18 protein-coding genes are annotated in these 21,014 nt (G+C 38.2%); 4 read left to right on the forward strand and 14 right to left on the reverse strand.

Annotated elements, in window-relative coordinates; translation table 11 throughout:
• Window positions 1-92: 92 nt before the first annotated feature.
• The 12 genes from IE339_RS19790 to IE339_RS19845 form a co-directional block, all read right to left on the reverse strand.
• A complete protein-coding gene (locus IE339_RS19790; protein ID WP_242170442.1) occupies window positions 93-554 on the reverse strand; it encodes a type II secretion system protein in 462 nt (153 codons plus the stop codon).
• 14 nt (window positions 555-568) lie between these two features.
• On the reverse strand, window positions 569-1,426 hold the full coding sequence (locus IE339_RS19795; RefSeq protein WP_242170444.1) for a hypothetical protein: 858 nt from the start codon (window positions 1,424-1,426) through the stop codon (window positions 569-571).
• On the reverse strand, window positions 1,423-2,064 hold the full coding sequence (locus IE339_RS19800) for a PilN domain-containing protein (protein ID WP_242170447.1): 642 nt from the start codon (window positions 2,062-2,064) through the stop codon (window positions 1,423-1,425). The genes IE339_RS19795 and IE339_RS19800 overlap by 4 nt, the downstream gene beginning before the upstream one ends.
• Window positions 2,064-3,056: a type IV pilus biogenesis protein PilM gene (gene pilM / locus IE339_RS19805; protein WP_242170449.1), complete on the reverse strand. Its 993-nt coding sequence runs from the start codon at window positions 3,054-3,056 to the stop codon at window positions 2,064-2,066. Before pilM ends, IE339_RS19800 begins: the two co-directional genes overlap by 1 nt.
• Before the next feature lie 23 nt (window positions 3,057-3,079).
• On the reverse strand, window positions 3,080-3,832 hold the full coding sequence (locus IE339_RS19810; protein ID WP_242170453.1) for a prepilin peptidase: 753 nt from the start codon (window positions 3,830-3,832) through the stop codon (window positions 3,080-3,082).
• A gap of 65 nt (window positions 3,833-3,897) precedes the next feature.
• Complete coding sequence (locus tag IE339_RS19815) at window positions 3,898-4,371, reverse strand: type IV pilin protein (RefSeq protein ID WP_242170456.1); 474 nt, start codon at window positions 4,369-4,371, stop codon at window positions 3,898-3,900.
• Between the two features lie 83 nt (window positions 4,372-4,454).
• On the reverse strand, window positions 4,455-5,663 hold the full coding sequence (locus IE339_RS19820; protein ID WP_242170460.1) for a type II secretion system F family protein: 1,209 nt from the start codon (window positions 5,661-5,663) through the stop codon (window positions 4,455-4,457).
• Window positions 5,663-6,703, reverse strand: a complete 1,041-nt coding sequence (locus IE339_RS19825) for a type IV pilus twitching motility protein PilT (protein WP_242176253.1) — start codon at window positions 6,701-6,703, stop codon at window positions 5,663-5,665. Before IE339_RS19825 ends, IE339_RS19820 begins: the two co-directional genes overlap by 1 nt.
• Window positions 6,704-6,717: 14 nt before the next feature.
• The gene (locus IE339_RS19830) at window positions 6,718-8,382 is read right to left on the reverse strand and encodes a GspE/PulE family protein (RefSeq protein WP_242170463.1); all 1,665 of its coding nucleotides are present in this window, start codon (window positions 8,380-8,382) and stop codon (window positions 6,718-6,720) included.
• 54 nt (window positions 8,383-8,436) lie between these two features.
• Window positions 8,437-9,894 carry a G5 domain-containing protein gene (locus tag IE339_RS19835; protein WP_242170466.1) on the reverse strand — a complete coding sequence of 486 codons (1,458 nt, stop codon included), beginning with the start codon at window positions 9,892-9,894 and terminating at the stop codon, window positions 8,437-8,439.
• A gap of 18 nt (window positions 9,895-9,912) precedes the next feature.
• Entirely contained in the window at window positions 9,913-10,722 is an 810-nt protein-coding gene (locus IE339_RS19840) for a PRC-barrel domain-containing protein (protein WP_242170468.1), read from the reverse strand.
• Window positions 10,723-10,745: 23 nt separating this feature from the next.
• Window positions 10,746-12,653, reverse strand: a complete 1,908-nt coding sequence (locus tag IE339_RS19845; protein ID WP_242170471.1) for a hypothetical protein — start codon at window positions 12,651-12,653, stop codon at window positions 10,746-10,748.
• A 102-nt stretch (window positions 12,654-12,755) separates the two neighbouring features.
• On the opposite strand from IE339_RS19845, the gene IE339_RS19850 reads away from it, so the two are divergent.
• Genes IE339_RS19850 through IE339_RS19860 form a run of 3 tightly spaced genes read left to right on the forward strand, consistent with a single transcriptional unit; the run spans window position 12,756 to window position 16,008 of the window.
• Window positions 12,756-13,280 (forward strand): type II secretion system protein, encoded by a 525-nt coding sequence (locus IE339_RS19850; RefSeq protein ID WP_242170474.1) that lies wholly within the window; start codon window positions 12,756-12,758, stop codon window positions 13,278-13,280.
• Window positions 13,255-13,980 carry a PilW family protein gene (locus tag IE339_RS19855; RefSeq protein WP_242170477.1) on the forward strand — a complete coding sequence of 242 codons (726 nt, stop codon included), beginning with the start codon at window positions 13,255-13,257 and terminating at the stop codon, window positions 13,978-13,980. The genes IE339_RS19850 and IE339_RS19855 overlap by 26 nt, the downstream gene beginning before the upstream one ends.
• A 9-nt stretch (window positions 13,981-13,989) precedes the next feature.
• Window positions 13,990-16,008 (forward strand): autotransporter outer membrane beta-barrel domain-containing protein, encoded by a 2,019-nt coding sequence (locus IE339_RS19860; protein WP_242170480.1) that lies wholly within the window; start codon window positions 13,990-13,992, stop codon window positions 16,006-16,008.
• Window positions 16,009-16,037: 29 nt separating this feature from the next.
• Here the strand turns inward: IE339_RS19860 and IE339_RS19865 are convergent, their stop codons facing one another.
• Entirely contained in the window at window positions 16,038-18,938 is a 2,901-nt protein-coding gene (locus IE339_RS19865; RefSeq protein ID WP_242170483.1) for an Ig-like domain-containing protein, read from the reverse strand.
• Window positions 18,939-19,070: 132 nt separating this feature from the next.
• On the opposite strand from IE339_RS19865, the gene IE339_RS19870 reads away from it, so the two are divergent.
• Complete coding sequence (locus IE339_RS19870; protein ID WP_242170486.1) at window positions 19,071-19,634, forward strand: hypothetical protein; 564 nt, start codon at window positions 19,071-19,073, stop codon at window positions 19,632-19,634.
• A gap of 23 nt (window positions 19,635-19,657) precedes the next feature.
• Here the strand turns inward: IE339_RS19870 and IE339_RS19875 are convergent, their stop codons facing one another.
• Window positions 19,658-20,959, reverse strand: coding sequence for a bifunctional folylpolyglutamate synthase/dihydrofolate synthase (locus IE339_RS19875; protein WP_242170490.1), 1,302 nt, complete (start codon window positions 20,957-20,959; stop codon window positions 19,658-19,660).
• Window positions 20,960-21,014 lie beyond the last annotated feature (55 nt).

Here is a 21,014-nt window from a genome sequence, read left to right on the forward strand (position 1 = left end):
CCACTTTTCGTCCTCTAGTGGATTTATCCTATCACAGAAGACAAAAAAAAGAACAAGACATTTGTCGTCTCGTTCAGAAAGTTTTCGACATATTATTTACTAGGCAATAATTGATCCACTGAAAGGTCTGTAGAAAGAATCCCTTTCCCGTCTGGACCACAAAGTGACTTTGTAGCCCCGTTTAGGCAGACATAGTATTTTATCTTTCCATCTTCAAAGCGTAAGTCCACGAAGGATTTTTGATCATCCTTTTTCGCCGTCCATTCTTCTTTGGTAAAAGGATCGAGGATCGTATCGATGTATCCTCCCTGCAAAAGCTCCTCATATGTCAGCTTTTCTTTTACCGAATCAGTCACGACTTCATAGGATCGTTTGTGAAGGGTAGCTGCTTCTTTCATGGCTACTGCATTCGCTACGAAAGCCTGATCCTTCGACTTTTCAATAATGTTCCCAATGGAAGGGATCGCGATCGCAGCGACAATTCCTAAAATAACGATGACAGCGAGCAATTCCATTAACGTCATGCCTCGCTGCTGTTTAAGTAATCTTCCCATATCATTCTCCACTGTTAATTAGTGAGTTCATGCAACGGATCTTCTTTTTCAGCTGGTGGTGGTGGGTCAATGGTTGGAAGATCCTTCTGCAAGTCAACGAGCGCCGGATAATAAAATACGGTTACACCAAGCTGATACTTCAGAGGATCTACTTTATCCTCTAGCTTCATTACCTCCTGAGAACCGGTGATGGCGATGCTCGTTACTTGCGCGACACGTTGTTCATGTTCAATCGTTTTAATAAATGTTAATAAATCTTCATATCTTTTAGCTTCAACAGAAAGGTTTGCCGTAACGGTTTTCATCCCAGGTGGAACGGGTAAAGCAACAGGCTTTTGCTGTGGTGGCTGATTTTGTTGTGCTGTGTTTGCTTCAGTACTGCTTCCACTATCAGTCGTTTGATTATTCGTCGCTGTATTGTTTGAGTTAGTCGTGGAGTCATTTGAATTTGTTGTTGGATTATTTGTTGATTTATCTGTTACGGTCGTGCCAAGCGGAGTCGTCGTTGTATTAGCTTCGCCTACCGCCACATCTCCGTCATCTGTAAAACTAATGCCTAGTATCACGCTATTTGATATAACCTCTGCCTTTTCAAGTTCAAGCATAAATTGCTCGGTAAAAGGCTTGACCGGAACTACTTTCTGCAGCTCAACAGCGCTTTTTAACATCGTCTCAGAAGAGGTAGATACGGACGTTTGATTGTTTAATGTTTTCGTTGCTTCCTGCTCTGCCGATAACGCATCACCTGCTACATCTACATCTCGTTGCAATGGCACGACATATTGAAAATAAGCAAAGGCGAATAACCCAGCGAAAACAAGAAGGGAGATAACGCTAATGAGCGTATACGTTTTATTCCACCGTACGGTCATGAATCCCCCTCCTTCTCCGCTGCTTTTTTTACTTCGTCTTTATTAATCGTGACCTCATAGGTTGCCTTGTACCTTGGAGCTTGATCTGTATCCGTCGCATTCACGGTATTGTTTTCACCGATTGACTGACTCGTTGAACCATCTAAATATGTTTCAACAATTACACCTGCTTGTACCGTTAAGATACGAGCATCCGTAATAAGCTTTGAGCTTTCAAGCTGACTTAGGTAAAAAGCGGCATCACGATTCGTATCGAACTGAATCGTAAGAGAAACTTTGCCATCACTTGCGTATGTAAACTGCTCTAAGAAACCTCTCTCTGGCAACAGCTTCGCAATTTCTTTTAACACAGGCATCGTCTCCACAGGATACTGCTTGACCCAATCTACCGTTGTTTGCAACTGCTGAACGGATTTATTTTCAGTAGCTACCGTTTCTGGCTTTTGCTTTGTTGCTCGCTCTTCCTGCAGCGCCTCAGTTTGACGATCAAGTTCATTCACTGACTCTTGAAGAGTTGTCTGCTTCCATACTAAAAACGTACTTCCTGCTGCGACAATGACTAGAATAATAGCTAAAACAAGAATAAGCGCCGCATTTTTCGCCTGTTTTTTCGGAAGCAGATTAATTTCAACTAACATCACAGCACCCCCTTAAGCCCTAAACCAAGAGGGACATAATAACGTGGCTGCACATGCGTATCAATTTGGGTTCTGCTAGCACTAAGAGAAAAGGTTTGAACAGGAATTGTTACTCGCTCTTCAAGCTGACTCGCAATTGCTTCTAAGAACGGATGCTCGCCTGTTAGAATGATGTCGTTAACGAGCTTCTCACCGTCTTGATAGGAAAATCGGTAAAAATCTAAAATACGTTTAAATTCTTGATACACATCCTCTAATCCGAATAAATATTGCTCTTTGCCTTCTGAATAGTGAAAATCGGTCTCTTCATCGTTTACGTTAATTGACCAATCGCTTTTCACAAAATCAAGCGGTATGCTACGAACAAATAACGGCTGATGTTTGTGAAAGATGCTTACATTGACGGAAAACAAATCAAACTGTACAAGCATTTGATGCGCATCAGGCTTTACGCGGTCTTCGTAAAAACAAAGGCGATAAAGAGACAGCGCCGCAATATCGGCAGCAAGCGGTTTTAGCTTGGACTTTTCTAAAACCTCCATATATTCCTGAATAAGAAGCTCCGGTGCTGCAAATAAAATGATTTCTGTCTCTTCTTCCGTTTGCCCCTTTATCACAAAATCAAAGGAAGCATTTTCAAACGGCAAATGAATGCTAGAACCCATCTCTAAATATAAATAACTACGAATCTCATCCTCTGCTAGCGCACGCTCTAGCTTTTGAGTTCGCACCACGACAACTGAATTTGGTACGATAAAACGAACCTTTGTCCCCTTTATCCCCCAATCTGAAATGCACTCGTCTAAAATGAGCGAGAGACTTGCAGGGTCAATAATACGACCTTCTTCAACTAGACCTGCGGGTAAATAATGCTCTTTCTTTTTTGATACGACCATCGGATTAGTCTGTTTTAATTCAACATAACGGATTACGTGGTCCTCAATAAGTAGATTTCCAACTTTATTTTTCGCTGACAGTAATGACAAAACCATATCCAACCACCCTGTTAAATGTGTTAAAGTACAAACGACCAATACCAGTTCAATATTCTTGTCCCATAAAAATAAGCAAGCAGCGTTCCCATTACAATAAATGGCCCAAACGGCATCGGCTTTCCTCGTTTTACTTTACCGATGATCATTCCAACACCACCAATAACGGCTCCAAACAGCGTTGCTAGGAAAAAGGAAAGAAGCGTTACCTTCCAGCCAAGTACAATTCCTAGCACTCCGTAAAGCTTAATATCACCGCCGCCCATCCCCCCCCGGCTAACGAGCGCAATGATAAATAAAAGACCGAACCCTACAACTGCTCCTACTACGGAATCCCACCACGGCGTAAGCGGCATCCAAATCCGTTCTGCGACAAACAGAATGAGAAACACAGCAAGCACCTTATCGGGGATAATCATGTAGGCCAAATCGGACACGGTAATAATGATACAAAGTGATACAAGGGTACATGCGACGATTGTTTCTGCACTCCACCCAAATACATGAAAAGACAGGACAAATAATGCTCCTGTCAAAAACTCTACTATAGGATAAATCGGGGATATTTTACTACGACAATTCTTACATTTGCCCCCCTGCATTATGTAAGAAAGGACCGGTACCAGCTCCAAAGCCGTCAGCTCATGCTGACAGCCTGGACAAGCTGAGCGCGGTCGAACAATGGACTTCCCTTCCGGTACCCGGAGACCCACGACGTTATAAAATGAGCCGAGGGTAATTCCGAGTAGGAAGATGTATGTGTTTAGGATTAGCATTATGTTCACCTAGTTAAAAATAATAAGTAATATTCAATATAAAAAAACTAAAAATTTCTATATTATTACTTAGTAGTAGTAGTAGCAGCGACTGTATCACCTGTAATTGTTCTCGGTTTTCCAGTAAAATCTTTATCTGCTTTTATCCCTTTCAAAGTAGCACCAGTAAAAGTAATAACCGCATTACCAATTGTTTTTACACCAGTAAGCTTATAAGTTGCTGCACCATCAGTATCAGTAACAACCTGCACGGAATAGCCTGCATCTAGTGAGACATCATCTACATATTTCTTTAACACAACATCTGTCATTGTACCCGCAGGTGTAGTACCTTCAGGAATTCCATTTGCTGACACGTATGTCTTTGCAGCACTAATAACTTGCATAGCGTCTGACTTTACTGCATCTTCCTTAGACTTCTGAATAATATTCCCAATACTAGGAATTGCAATCGCAGCAATAATCCCCAAAATAACAACAACAGCGAGTAACTCGATTAGCGTTAAACCTTTTTGATTTTTAAGTACTTTTTTAAACACTGTTTTTCTCTCCCCTTAAATAAATTCATAATTTAGTAATTACTTTCTCATTTTACAACATTATCCAAAATAAGAAAATAGTATTATTGAACATGATTATAAATATCGAACATTGGAACCATAATTGAGATTACAATAGTTCCAACGACACTAGCGAGCACTAAAATCATAATGGGCTCAATCAGTGATTTTAAGCGGTCGGTCGCGATCTCGACCTCTGATTCATAGAAGTCTGCTACTTTTGTTAGCATCGCATCGAGAGAACCGGTTTGCTCCCCTATCGCAATCATATGCGACACGAGCGGTGGAATTGCCCAGTGATTTTCCATTGGCATCGTAAGCGGTAGTCCTTCTTCTAGTGAGTCTCGCGATTGCTTTAGCACTCGGGCTAAAATTTCATTTCCGACAATTGTTTCAACGATTGTGAGCGCCCGTAAAATCGGAACCGAGCTACTAAACAAGGAACCGAGCGTTCTCGTCATTCGGGCAATCGCTGCTTTTTGAACGATTGAGCCGAACACAGGCATTTTTAATAAAATAAGATCGAGATAATAGCGCGTTTTTGCATCCTTATAAAGGACAAACAAAAGACCTACAAACAGAAGAATAACGAGTACAATAAGCCACCAAAATTTCTGCATAAACTCACTCGAATTTAAGACGAACACCGTAATTGCTGGAAGCTGAGCACCAAAATCTTTAAACATGTCGACAAACGTTGGAACGACTGCTACTAAGAGGAAAATGACAACCGCAATTGCCACTACTGTAATAACGGCTGGATAAGCGAGTGCGCCTTTGATTTTTTGTCGCGTGCGGTGCTGTTTTTCAAAGTACGTAGCCAGACGATCAAGCGTCTCGTCTAAGTTACCGGCAATTTCCCCGGCACGAACCATGTTGATAAACATAATCGGAAACAAATTTTTGTGTTTAAGCGTTGCTTCAGATAATGGATTTCCGTTTCGAAGATCCTCTTCGATTGATATAAGCGCTCGCTGTAGCGTTTTACTTTGCGTTTGATTTGCGAGAATTCGCGTTGAGTCAACAACCGTAACCCCAGCTTTTAACAGCGTTGCAAACTGGCGCAGGTAAATGACAAAGTCATGTAACTTAACTCGACTTCCAAACGATAGCTCTTTATTTAACAGCGTCTCGGGAATCTCCTGAATTTCTTCTACGCGAATGCCCTTTTGCTTGAGCTTTAGCGTCGCTTCCCTCTTTGACGTGCTAAATAACTTGCCGTTTTTATTCCGCCCACTCTGATCACGACCTAAATATTTATACTGCGGCACTAAGCATCCCTCGCTTGTAGATAAGGTTGAGCAGCAGCTTCGGTTATACGCCCTGCTTTCACGAGATCTTGAATCGATGTCTCTAACGTATGCATTCCCGAAGCACGATTCGTCTGCATCACACTCGGTATTTGATGAACCTTTTCGTTACGAATAAGGTTGGCGATTGCCGAATTATTCACCAAAATCTCCGTTGCACAGACCCGCCCTTTTTTATCAGACGTTGGAAACAGACGTTGTGAAATAATGCCTTCTAGTACTGAGGCGAGCTGAATTCGAATTTGAATCTGCTGATTTGGTGGAAATACGTCAAGCACACGGTTAATTGTTGAAGGTGCACTTGAGGTATGTAGCGTTCCAAGTACTAAGTGACCCGTCTCAGCAGCTGTAATCGCCGTATGAATCGTTTCTAAATCACGAAGCTCTCCGACTAAAATAACGTCAGGATCCTGACGGAGAGAAGCACGAAGGCCGTTTGCAAAGCTTTGTGTGTCAAAACCAATTTCTCGCTGATCAATAATACTCGTTCCGTGTCGATGCAAATACTCAATCGGATCTTCAAGGGTGATGATGTGCCGTTTCATCGTCGTGTTCATGTGATGAATCATAGAAGCAAGGGTGGTTGATTTCCCACTTCCCGTCGGTCCTGTCACAAGAACAAGACCTTGAGGTTTTGCTGCTATTGTTTTTAATATCGGCGGCATTTTTAAATCTTCAAGTGTTGGAACAATAGTTGGAATAATTCGAATCGCTAGCGACTTTGACCCCCGCTGATGATAAGCATTGACACGAAACCTCGAAACGTCTGGAAGACCGTATGAAAAGTCTAGCTCACCTTTATCACAAAATGTATCCCAATGCGTTTCAGGCACGATATCCTTCGTCATTCCTTCCAAGTCTTGAGGCTTTAAAGCTTCCTTTCCGTATCGTTTTAGTTCCCCATTAATTCGCAAAATCGGAGGCACTCCGACGGTTAAATGGAGATCAGATGCTTTATAATTAAACGCCACCCTCATTAGTTCTTGAATTTGTGTATTGATCATTTTCTATCACCCTAGTCAATATTTACGACACGAAGCACTTCTTCTGTCGCTGTTAATCCCTGCTTCACCTTAATTAATCCATCATCGAGTAAGAAAATCATCTTGTTTTTCACGGCAAGCTCTCGTAGCACGCTGCTCGGCTTTTTATCCAAAATCGCTCGCTTCATTTCTTCGTTTAGCACCATAAGCTCATGAACAGCGATACGCCCTTTAAACCCGGTCATATTGCAATTTCCACAGCCTTTTCCTCGAATAAGCTTTTCAATCGTGATGCCACGTCTTGCAAAAATATCTCGTTCACTTTTAGACGGTTCGTATTCTTCCTGGCAGTCACGACATAATCGTCGAACTAGTCGTTGTGCAACGACACCAGCTAAGCTCGTTGCTACCAAGAAGGGCTCTACGCCCATATCCGTTAGGCGCGTTACGGTACCAACCGCATCATTCGTATGAAGCGTACTCAATACTAAATGTCCTGTGAGAGAAGCTCGAACCGCTACGTCCGCTGTTTCCTTGTCACGGATCTCCCCCACCATGATAATGTTGGGATCCTGACGTAAAATCGAGCGAAGTCCTGATGCAAAGGTTAGACCAACATTTGTGTTTACTTGAATTTGATTGATTCCTTCAAGCTGATACTCGACGGGGTCCTCAACGGTAATAATGTTTACTTCTTCATTATTTAAATAATTTAATGCCGCATATAATGTGGAAGATTTACCTGACCCTGTTGGTCCTGTAATGAGGACAATTCCATTTGGTTGTTCGATCAACTTCAAAAAACGCTGAAGATTCAAACGATTGAAGCCGATTTTTTTGACATCGTTTAGCGTACTTCCAAGATCCAAAATACGCATAACAATCTTTTCGCCAAATACGGTTGGTAACACGGAAATGCGTAAATCTATTGGATTAAACTCTCGCGTAATTTTAATGCGTCCATCCTGAGGAATACGGTGCTCAGTAATATCAAGATTCGCCATAATTTTAATCCGCGTTGTTAAAATACTCTGTACTTGCTTTGGTAGCGTGCGTTCCGTCTTTAAAAGTCCATCTACCCGATACCGAACCGTTACTTTCGTTTCTTGTGGATCGATATGGATATCGCTCGCTTTTTGCTGAACGGCGTTTGCAATGAGCTGATTAACTAGGCGAACAATAGGCGCTTCTTCTTCTATTTCTTTTACGACAACTGAATTCGTCTTTTCTTCCTGAAATGAAAACTCTTGAATTTCGTCGTCAACCTCATAATATTTTGTGATGGCGCGAAGAATGTCTTCTTTTGAGGCGATGGCTCGTTCAATTTGAAATCCTGTCGATAGCCTTAAGTCATCAATCGCAAAAAAATCCATCGGATCTGCCATCGCCACAAACAACCGATTCCCTTCTTTCTTTAGCGGAATCAAATAATTACGTTTTGCGAACTCTCTTGAAATTAAACTTGTTAACGTCACGTCAAATGGATAACGATATAAGCTTACGTGCGGAATACCAAGCTGAAATTCTAATACCTCAATTAACTGCTGTTCTGTGATTGCTCCTCTTTCCAAGAGGGCATCACCTAATTTTTGACTTTTTTTGCGATTGGCTAATGCATCATTCAGTTGTTCTTCGGAGATTAGGCCTGACTCAATTAATAAATCTCCAAGTCGTTTCCGTTGCTGCATTTCCATCATCCTTTTTTTATAATCAGCTACTCTTTAGTAGGCATTCAGACAAGCTGATGACGTTTATTTAGATACAGGTTGATCAGATTCTTCTTTTGCTTCAGTTGAATTGGAAGAGTCACTTTCTTTAGACGAAGCATCATCCTTTTTATTATCGGTTGTCTCATCTGCCTTTTCAGTCGGTGTAGTCGTTTCATCCTCACTATCAGTTGTAGAGGTCTGAGGATTTTGCTCCCCTTCTGAAGAAGTATTAGTGTCATCGCTATCGTTCGTCGTTCCATCAGAATTGTCAGCGGAGGAATCGTCCTCTGTTTTCGTATCATTTTCTTCGGAATTTGCTGTTTCATCAATGCTTGGTAAGTTTTCTTCTGGTATTGGGAATCCTCTTAGTTCTACACCATGTACTGGCGGATAAAAGTCTTCACTTAATAAAACCGATTTTATACTCTGCCCCTGCCTCATTACTTCTCGGAACACCTTAACCAACTGACCATTTTCTCCCGATTCAATCATTTGACGCGTCCCTGGAAGCAGAGATGTCGCATATTGGACCACGATTTTTGGCTTAAACTGCTGAGGATCTTTAACAGAGGAAGAATACGTGTATAAGAACGGTTCTCCTTCTAAAGACGCGTGCAACTCATTATTTTTCATTTCAAGATTGATGTCATAAGGCAGGTAGTTCGGGTTAAACACGACTAAATCCAATTTTCCATTTAAAATTCGCGCCTCATACCCAAGCTGTGCCCATTTTGGCAACTCTCTGCTCGTATGTCGTTCAAGAATTTCAAAATCTGTATTTGTAAACACCTCATATAAAACTGATCCAAGCAAGCTCAAAGAATCATCTGAAAAATCGACTAAATCGTTTGCTTTTGCGTTCTCAAGCAACGAAAACTGCGTGTTACCCTTAATCGTAAGCCTTTTCTGTTTCGTTAACCATGTGCTTAAGTCTGCTACCTGTTCGTCACTCAGCTTTAGAGATGCTTGACTGACTGTTTGCTTTTGCAGGAGTTTTTTAGGCACATAGGCCTCTAGGTGTAAAGTACCACCCGAAGAATTCAGCGAAGCGGCCGTGTTGGTAAGATCGCGTCTCAGGTTTTTAACTGATATACGACTTAATTCCTCTGCTCCAACAAGGTTCGTTAAGAATTGATTTAATTTGCTATAGTTTACGTTTACAGCGGCACTGCTTTGAGCTTCATTTTGAGCCTCATCCATCGTTTTCTCCAAATCAAACTCAAATATATCCATTGGCAATGCTTCTTTTTTCTCTTTATAAGAAATAAAAAAAGAAGACGTATTTTGCCAGTTGGCAAGACCTGTTTGAACCGATGATTTTGCTTCAGCCTTCTCCATCCTAGACACGTCTGTTCCTGCTATAGTTGTTCCTGTTGCGTACGAATCCTCTTTCGTAAAAAAGGCTTCGTACGCAAAGACGCTTAAGTGTGAGAAACTAAAAAGATACACAATACATATAATTGAAAACAAAAATACTCGTAAAAATCTTACATCTCTCACCACTTAAAGCCCCCTTATTTATTCAGAAACGTTCATTGATAGTTCTACAAACACACTTTGTCCTTCTTCTTGTGCCTGTTTAATATCTTGTTCTGTTAAAACCGTACCGCTACGGATTAATAAATCTCCGCTATTTCCGTAGATGTTTGTGGTAGCTTTTTTGCCGACAAGAAGTTCAAGCTGTTTTTTACGTAGCGTCTCTCTTTTTTCATTTGGATCTTCTTTTGGTTCTTCTTCAAGCTGAACAGGTTCTTCTACAACTGGCTGAGACTGAGATACAGGTTCTTCTTGGATAATCTCATCGCTATACGTTCCGTCCCCATCGTTTTGCGTTAGCTGTTCCGCCTTTTGTAAAAATGCATCTTTTGCATGCTCATTTACAATAATTAAATCTTTTCCTAACGTAATGACATGATCAATTGAAATAATCACTTCACGGTTTGGAAGCTTGACGAGAAGTCCCATCAAATCACCCGTATCTTCATTTAAGAAATACTCTAATACTTGTCCAAGCATTTCTCCCTTACGTGTCATAACCCGTGCCTCAATTAGCGTAATCTTCTTATTTAACAGCTGATTGGCAATCGGAATTTCATTTAAATCGATGGTAGCGCCTTCATGTTCAACGGTTACAGCATATTCTCCCACACCAATTACTTTTTTGAAGGGAATTGCCTTCACGCTAACCTGCCAGTCTTCTTGCTCAATCGTCAGAAAGTCAATTGAGTTTTTATCTGGGTTAATAATTAAGCTTTTAACCGTCCCAATCTGATTTCCCTCTGAAATACTAATGATTGGCAAATTTGTTACTTCAGTACTTTTCTTCATCTTTTACCACACCCACTTATTTCTTAGTTGTTTGCCTCAATAAATTCTAGTTCCGCTACTAGTACTGGATAAGATTCATATCTCACGCGCAAGTCTGCAAATAGTTGATCAAATACAGTTGTTTGATTCGTATTTTTATAGTGTTCTAGTAACATTTTAGCCACAACATAATACTCATTATTTGGAAGACCGTCATAAAGCGTGCTCTTTAACTGCGACTCATAAGCTGTTTCGTCCAAAACATCTCGTGCAAGCTCTAGGTCTTGAATGAACATATAACTGATACGTTGCTTTAATTTTAAATTTTCCTTTATTTCCTCATTATTGTAAATAGGAATTTCATTATTTTCTGCTGTTTTTTCATCTTGTAATGAAGTTTCCTCCATTAAAATCTCTTCTTTTTCGTCGGAATCTGTTGAAATCATCACTGTTTCTGTAGCTTCATTCGCTTCTGTTTCAGGAACTTCACTAAGCAAATCTACTAAATCGGCTATATCCGTTTCATTAAATACATCGTCTAATTGATGAACATCTGAAGCTTCATCCGTTTGAAGCTCTTCTTCTCCTACTAAAGCCTCTTCTTCACTGTGATCGTTGAAGGCTTCTTCCTCTAGGTCAACAAGAATGTCTTCTAAATTCAGATCCTGCTCCTCTTTCACTACATCTTCTATTGAAACGAGCTCTTCAAAGTGATCATCTTCAATTGCTTCCTCTAAAACTTTCTCTTCGTTATAGTCGATGACAGGAAGTTCCTCAAGCAAAACGTCTGACTCCTCGTCTGTTTGTAAGAACGGGTCGTCCAACAAATTCTCTAGGTCTTGTGATACAGGTAATTCATCAGAGGAAGATGTCTCCGCTTCTTCCTTTGCTACTACAAGTTCCTCAAGGACATCTTCAAGATCTTCAACAACTGTTAGTTCACTTACCTTCTCTTCATCTAAGGACGTAATCTCAAGCTCAGACTCTTCTTCCAATAAGTCGTCTAAATCCATTACTGCTAAAGGCTCATCACGATGCTCGTCTATTGCTTCTTGAACCTCTTCTTCCTCTATCACATTCTCTAAGTCGTCGATCACTGGTAGTTCGTCTGTAAATACTAGGTCAGGAGACTCTTCCTGCAGATCAGACTTTTCTCCTAATAAATCCTCTAGAAGATTTTCTTCCTGCACATCTTCAAACTCGGGAATATCCTCTAATTCAATTAAAAGATCATCATTTACATTTTCTGTATCAAGGTTCTGTTCTACTACTTTTATATTCTCATCTTCTACTTCTGTCATTACTGGTACGATCTTGTCCTCTATGTCTTCATGAAGGAGATTGTCTTCTACGGTCCCTTCATCTGTTATATGATCTAACCAGTTTTCTGAATCCATCTCCCCTTCTTCCTTTTTATCCAGGGAAATACTTGTTTCCTGTGTGGGTTGTGTGCTTTGGTTATCTGTTGGAGTTTCATCAAACTGAGGGTCTACATCAATGTAGTCCAACTCCTGCAAATCATATTCCTCTATATTTTTCGCAGGAGAAACGTTTTGATGTTCTGCTGCATATTGAAGATCAATGGTGTCATCTTCGATTAAATAATCATCTGAATCCACGTGGGCTTGTTTCGATGGTTGCGAAGCAATGGCTGTTTCTGCTTTAAATAAATTTAAACCAGTTGCAGCTTCTAATTGTTCGTCTTCGTTTGTCACTAATAAAAGGTCATTTTTCTTAGCAAGAAAATATGCCAAAAGACCTCCTAATAAGATGAAACAGAGTGTTGCCTGCCAAAGAGGCATCACCTGCTGAGCAACTGCGCTAACCCCTACGACTAATAATGAAAGGGCCACTACAATTAGTTTGCCGATAAGCGTTATATTCTTAGGAACAAAATAAAGTACCGGAATGATTAAAAGAGCGCCGATCAAAGATGCTAAAAATATGAGCATTTTTCCACCACTTCCTATTTAAACAATAATTTACAAAAAATCACTAAATCATTTCTGTCTTATTGTATAATAATCTTAGCAAATTTGAAAGAAGGGAACGGCATGAAACGTTATAAAAAATTGCAAAATCAGCAAGGAATGACAATTATCGAGCTTCTCGTTTCACTCGTCATTTTAACGCTTTTATTCACTGGTGCTATGCAATTCTTCCCGCAGTCATTTTCATACACACGAGATAATCAGTCGAAGACCATCGGCATTAATGTTGCAAGAAATACCTTACACTACATGCAAGGACAGAGCTTTTTAAAAATTAAGAAAGAAATAAAGGATTCAAAAAAGGTTTTATCATTATACATTTGTGAACGGAAAGAAAATAATGAGGCGGTTAAATTCTACTCCTATCAAGATAATAACCTACCCATTCCTACAGACTGCAAAAATATTGAAGTAAATAGCCTTAGTTATAAAGTCACGATGGAAGAAAATAATGATAAAGGTACAGATACCTATAAATCTTCTATTATTCCTATTACGATCACTGTAAAATGGAAAGGAAAAAATGCAGATTTAAGTACTAGTGTTAAAGGAGATATTGTCAGTGAAGATCTTCGCGAAACGAATTAAGAATAATAAAGGAATGACACTTGTTGAATTGTTGGCTACGTTTACCATTGCAAGCATTGTGTTAGCCATTGTATATGCCGTATTTATTAATGGTCTCAAAACGTCTAATAAAGTAGAAGCAAAAAATGCGCTCCGTGATGACGGAGACTATGTAGTTTCCACCATTATGAATGAACTTCAAGGAATTTCTGCTGATAGTATAAATTATTGCACACCTAGTACAGGAAACCTTCAGTGTATCAAGTTGATTGATAACAAAAGTATGCATGTGTCTCAAAACGGTAATACTCCAAGCGATTTTTATAACGTCGAGAAAACGCAAAAAAATACGGCCAATGAAGCGGTTAATGAAGTGACCATTGAGTACGGTCTAAAAGATAAAACAAATACGACAAGTACACAGCCCCCCACTCCAGATAATAGAATGTATACCTTCTTTATTAATGGAAAATCCATTGATATTGATAACAACTTAAAACACTCTACAATTGATTTTAGCTGTTCTTCGAAAGATGACAATGATCAATGCACAAGTGCCGTTTTTGATCTTACGCTCTTTGTTTCTACTACATCAAAAGTAGCTAAATTTGACGCCTCTCTTGACAACTATGTTCAAGATAAAAAAGATGGTAAGCAGCCTAAAATTAAAGATAATGAAGATCAAGGATGGGTTGAATTAGAAAGTCAATTTGGATTCTAAGGTGATAAAATGAAAAAACTTTTAACGAATCAACAAGGGTATAATTTAATGGTAGTAATTTTAGTTTCAACTATTTTTTTAGTTGTAGGATTGTCCATTTTAACCATGTCACTACAAGGTTCAATCCGCACTTCTATTCGCGAGACTGACATCAAAGCAACCGCTCAAGCTCGGCAGATAATGGATGAAATTATCGCTGAACTTCAACAAAATGTCTCTATAAATCAATTAGATAGCTCTATCAGTTCTGAGTATAGGTTGGATTTAAAAAAAGTAGATGGAAATCTTGTACCTATATCTTTTGATCCTACTTTAAAGAAAATTATCAAAGACAAAATTTATGGAAAATTTGATGAAAATCATCTTAATGCTGTACAGAATTTAGATATAACGGAGTTAACAACGAAACCTCCCTACAACATTAGGTCAACGGATGCATTTACTAGAGTATATAAAGTTACCCTCATAGTCAAAAATCAAAAAGGTAAAAGTGAAGCTTTAATTAAACGAAAATTAGAAAGAACCGTTATTTTATCTCCTACTCCGAGTTTCTTACAATATGCGGTGGGAGCATTCGATATAAGCGATAACTCTGGACTAATTTTACGTGGATCGCCTAATATTGAAGGGAATGTATTTGCTAATAAATTAACTATTCAGCGTAATGCACGTTATTATGAAAGAAATAATAGTAGTACATTTAAGGAAATTAATACTCCTCTCCCAAGTATCCTAGGAGATATTTATACAACTAACACCAAACTATTGGATCAAATGGTTCCAGAAAACTTCTATGGAAAAAAAGTTCCTTCTTTAAAAAACCACAGTGTTTTTGTAGATATGAACCTAAACCAAACAAGACTAGAACGTACGAGTCAGTTAATTGATAGACAATTTGATGAAAAATCTCCTACGCCAAATCCAAGTCTTGATAGAATTTCGAACTATTTAACTAAACAGTTTGAAAATTTAAAATTTAAATCCATAAAGGATCTACTAGGTAGTTTAAAAGTTCCATTACCTGGATTATCATCAGCAGTTTCTAACCTAGGTAGTATCGTTACCACTAATAGTGATCTTTTGATTAATGATTCTGCAATTGAAATAAATAATATTAGCCCCGTATCATTAAAAAGCTTGCAGGTTAAAGGGAACCTTACTTTGAATAGTAAGGATCCACTTACGATTACCGATAAATTGTTTGTAGATGGCAATATTATTATTAACAATTACAATACACTTAATATTGGTAAGATTATAACGACTGGATCTATTAAAATCATTAATGCTCAGGGGATTTTGACCATAAAGGATCAGATTTTAACAAAACAAGACCTAAGTATTGATGCTTTCCAACCAGTCAATATTCTTTCAGAAAGTATTGTTGGGGGAAATTTAAATTTAAACCCATCAAATACAACCATTTCAGTCCTTGATAATATGATTGTCAATAACAACTTTAATATTACAGGAAATAGTGATAAAAATACGGTAGAAAACGATAATACTATTTTCAACTCAGTTATATATGTAGGAGGAGAAAGTTCAATTACAAACGTTAATATAAAAGGAGCTGACAATAATACGAAGCAACTCGTTTTATTATCAGAAGACAATTTGGAATTGTTTAGGTTGAATGAATTTAATAATCTAGATAATCCAAAAGAACAGTTAGATGCTAGTGGCCGTTTAAAGGATATTTCAGAAGTATCCAACATTACTCCTCTACAAGGATATTTTTATACAGATAAAAATGCTGAACTGTATGGAGTTGGTTCATTTTTTTATATTAACGGAGGTTTATTTGCTCATAATACTTTAACCATAAATGCAATTCGTGGCAGTGTGCAAAGTGAAGATACGCTAACTAAGTTTTCAAATACTCCCACTACTCAGCCTCAGGAACAAAACCAGAAATATTCTCGTTTTAACGTAAAATATGATAAGTCTGTCCTATTAAATCGAATTGATGCACTTCCTATTGTAAATTCGTTACAAGTTATTCCAGACGACACTACAATAAAATAAGGAGCGGCTCTCAGCCGCTCCTCATTTATTTACCACTTGCCAGACTCACTATTAGAATTCTTAGGTTTATTTACAAAAATAACGGTGCTATCCTCAATCGTAGAACCATTTTTCTTCTTTTCTTTTGCTACAGCCTTTACGCTAGAATAACCTCTAAGCTTACCTTCAATAATCCATTCATTATTTTCTTTGTATATTTCTAAATAATTAGGCATTGAAGCTAATAATTGCGAAATGTCTTTGTTTTCTGCATTAATAGGATTAAATTCTAGCATCTCACTTAACTTCAGTTTATCTCCCTCACTAATAGAATAGGAATCTTGTTTAAATTTAATACTTTCTAAAGGATATCCCGCAACGATTACTTTTGCGTAGGCTACAATGTCACTTCCATCTGTTGCAACAACCTTTACCATGGCTTCACCTGGCCTCAATGCTTCCAGAAGACCTGTTTGATCAATTTTAGCTACAGGATTTGATAAATCAGTGTTTTCAACACTCCATACAACATTTTGATTTGATGCATCACTTGGAAGGACCTCTGCTACAAGCTTCTTTTTCTCCGCTGGGTTCAATTGTACTGGGTTTGGATCAATTTTAATGCTTGTAACAGGCTTAAATATTTTTATCTGTTTTGATATAACTACGTCGTCTTTTGCAAAACCACCAATTGCACGAACGGAGATAACAAACGTTCCTGTCTGTGAAATAGTGATAGTATCACTCGGAGTAAAATTCGTCCAATTTGTTTTGACTTCTCCACCACTGTCTTTAATTTGATATTGATATAGAACATTTGATCCAGTAACAAGCTGCGACAATTTAAACTGAGCTTGGTTCTTATAGCCATCCTGTAACAATATTCCTGTCACTTCAAAGTCAGGAGCAGAATAGATGTATCCCTTTTTATTATTTGAGTAAGTAACCTCTACAATTCTATTATTACTTTCTGGTTGAAAAACCATAGATTTAACTGGAGCATTTTGTAGCACTGAATCTATGGTTAAGATTACATCATTTACAAAGGATCCTTTTGCTACTTTAGTTATCCTACCAAATTTATTTCCTTCGTAGGTAATTGAATCATCTTGTAATTGTACAACCATATTAATTTCTTGGGAAGGTGCATTAATAGCTATCGATTTATCGCCAAAGGTACTATCTGTATACTTCCCAACTGGGTTTGGGAGCGATTGCTTCATAGCCCAATCAGCCTGTAATTCTAGAGATACGTTTACATTTTTTGGTGTGAATTTTTTATCTTTATAGTCAATATTTTCTAAACTCATTTCTACTTTGTTAGTATCACCTTCATTAATTACCTTAATACCTTTGCCGTCTGCGTTTAATACACTAATACCTTTAGGCAATGTCTGGATAATTTTAATGTTTGATAGTGTACCTGTATCTTTAGTTTCTAAATACTCACTTAGGGCTTCTAAGGAATAGTCTACATGAAATTTATTGCTATCAGAATTTATATCCCCTTGTTTAACAAGTTTCCCAACGTCTTCACGATAACTCATATTTCCCTTTAATACTGGAGCTGTCTTCTTTTTAACAATTACTTCTACATCAGGATGATTTATAGGACCTATATTTACATCATCTATATTCTTGTAAGTCATTTGGATGTTTTTAAAGACATAAGTTCCTTCTTTACTGTATTCTAACTTTAAAGAGCTTGTAATCGGTGAAGGCGCCTCTTGACCTACGGTGTATAGAATATTTTTCACATTAATAACAGCCATATTTTTATCTTTGTCTACTGTTACATTAGAACTTGGTATAACTGTTACATTAGGTAAGAGCGGAACTCTTATTTGCACTTCTGATATTGAAAGCTCGTTCATTTCCTCGAAGATATCTCTTAAAATAGAATTAATATTTTCTATTGTTCCTTGACTAGCATTTAAACCTGTCTTTTGGGATAAAGACTCTAAGTAGTTTATATCCAGATCTTGTGGTCCTCCAAACCCAATAGAATATAATTTCATTTTTGCATCCGCTAGGTTGTCAACTTTAGTGTTAATTGCTTCACGAATATGAGAATAACCATCATAATCATATGTGATCTTCTTAGTTCCTGAGTAGTAGTAGGAATAGTTCTTTCCAGGGTTATTGTCATAATACATAGTGACCGTTCTGCCGTTAACTATTTTATTCTCCGAATAGTTAGTAGGAAAACCATCTGTGAGAAAAACAATATACTTTTTCCTTGTTGATCCCTTTAAAGTATCGTAAGCTTTTTGGAGAGCTGAAGCATAATCAGTACCGCCTCCCGATTGAAGTTGGTAAAGGGTATTAATATTGGTTTTTAAATCTATAGGATTGCCCACGGCACTGTCGAAAGGAATCAGCTTAATATTATCATTTGGGTTATTCCCTAATTTCTTTAGTGCTTCTGTTACAGCAGTTTTTGCACTTTCTAATTTACTAACTTGTGCAAAATCTTGAAATATACTGGAATCAGTTGTATTAATATTTAATGAGTATCTAGATAGGTATTTTTGAAAAGCTTCTTTAGTAGTAGTGTTTTGGTTTAAATATTGTGCAACCTTATCGTTTGTAAGATTAGTCCAACAACCAAGCCGACCACATTCTCTGACTATAGACATCTTCTTAACAAAGTCGTCCCAAACTCTTGAGTCTACAATATTGGCCATTGATCCTGATTTATCAAATACAAAAGCCACATCTACTGGGGATCGATTTTGTGCACTTAAAACCCCTTTTGGGCTTACTTTAATATTCACTTCTCCCTCTGCTTTTCCAGTTTCCAGACTGAGCATAAGTTCATTTTGCACTGCTCCTACGTTATAATCTAAAGATGGATCATTTGTAGCTGCATGCACGGAGGATAATGGCACTGATACAAACAGGGCACATAAACAGAGGGCTACAAGACTTAAGTACCTTTTTATGACCATATAGTGAGACCCCACTTCTTAATTTTTGTATTATAATATTCTTATTGATATAAAAATTACCATTTTAATAAGCATATTATACCATCTGTTGTTATAATTGGAATATCATTTATCTTTTAGGGGTGAAATTTTTTGAAATTATTTTCGGTCTTTTTTATCACTAGTTTGCTGCTATTAGCTGGGTGCCAAAAACACGAAGAAAAAACTTCTGGACATAAACTATCCGCTCAGGAGATTGCCATTCAAAAAAAATATACACAATACGAGACAAAGAGCTTGGATAAAGCTCTTAAGAAGCTTTCTTTTAAACCTATTGTTCCAAAAAGCTTACCCGTAGATGCAAAGAAGAAGTCTTACGAAGTATTAAAAGAAAAAAAGGATTCTAAAAAAGAAACGTTTATTTTTAAGTCTTCAAATAGGGATCATGACTTTATTAATATTAGCTATTCAAATTCTGTATCTTCTCCCAATTTTTCCGGAGATAATATTAGTAAAATTACTTTAAAGAATGGTTCTGAAGCTTTCCTTACGCAGGGATTTATGCCAGAGAAGGAAACGATCCCAGTTTTAATTTTAAGTTGGAATAAAGATGGACGTGAATACTTTATCTCATACAACAATACGCAATTTTCCAAAGAAGAAAACGAAAAAGAAATTGTTAAGTTAGCAGAAAAAATTACGATAGAAGATAAATAAAGAGGAGCCTTTAGGACCCCTCTTTATTTATTCTTCAAGGATTTTCTCACTTCCCCAATAAAATACAACGACCCCGTAATAATCAAGATGTCGTTTTCATCTTTCAGTCGTTCTTTACAGCTCGCAATCGCCTGTTTCCAATCCTCATCCATGAATTTGTTTGGAGACGAGGCGTGATCGTAAAGGGTGCTTGCTTTTTCTGCTCGTGGAAAGTCGAAGCTCGTAAAGGTAATGGTATCTGCAACTGCTTCAAGGTTTTGAATCATACCGGTTGCTTCTTTATCACTCAGGCACGTGAAGAGAATATGAATACGCTTCGTTTCATAGTGAAGACGTAGCGTATTCACTAAGCTTTCTACCCCTTCTTCGTTATGAGCGCCATCAATAATAATCGTCGGGTTGGTACTTACTTTTTCAAAACGAGCCATCCACTGTGACTTTTGTAAGCCTTGACGAATATGATCGTCGGTAATGGAAAAGTCACAGTGGTCCTTCATATATAATGCACCTACTGCTGCGAGCGATGCATTTTTCACTTGATGATAGCCTATCATTGAAAGCTGTAGCTTCTCTAACTTGCCAAATGGTGTACGAAGGCTAAATTGTTCGCCGTTCTCTAGTGCTTGATAGTCGTCAAAAGTAAAGTCCTTTTCAAGCCAGTAGTTCGGCGCTTGTTTCGCACTTACTTCTTGCTCAATAACTCTCTTTGCTTCATCCTGCTCTACGGTCGTAATCAGCGGCACTTCATGCTTAATAATTCCTGCTTTTTCACCCGCGATTTGTTCGACCGTGCTACCTAAAATCGCCATATGATCGAACCCAATATTCGTAATCATTGTCAGGATTGGTGAAACAACATTCGTTGAGTCATAGCGCCCACCAAGTCCCGTCTCAAAAATGACTAAATCCAACGGGTGAGTTTTCCCAAAATATAAAAAGGCCATAACGGTAATTACTTCAAATTCAGTTGCAGGGCCTAAATCTTCTCCTTCAAGCTTTTCCACGACAGGCTTGACCTCATTCACGAGCTTCACCATCTCATCGTCGCTAATCGGCTCACCGTTAATACTAATGCGCTCATTAAAGCTTTCAATATAAGGAGATGTAAACGTTCCAACCTCATATCCTGCCGCTTCTACAATATTTCGAAGATACGTAACGGTTGATCCTTTTCCATTCGTCCCTGCAATATGAACAGCCGTAATCGCCTGTTCAGGGTTTCCTAATTCCTTTAGCATCCATCTCATACGGATCAGCCCTGGCTTTACACCAAAGCGTAGACGTCCATGGATCCAGCTTAACGCTTCTTCATATGTACGAATCATTTTTTCACCTCATCACGATATGCGAAAGACGAACCAACATGTGGTTCGCCTTCCT

Source organism: Priestia koreensis (genome assembly GCF_022646885.1).
Lineage (GTDB): Bacteria > Bacillota > Bacilli > Bacillales > Bacillaceae_H > Bacillus_AG > Bacillus_AG koreensis_A.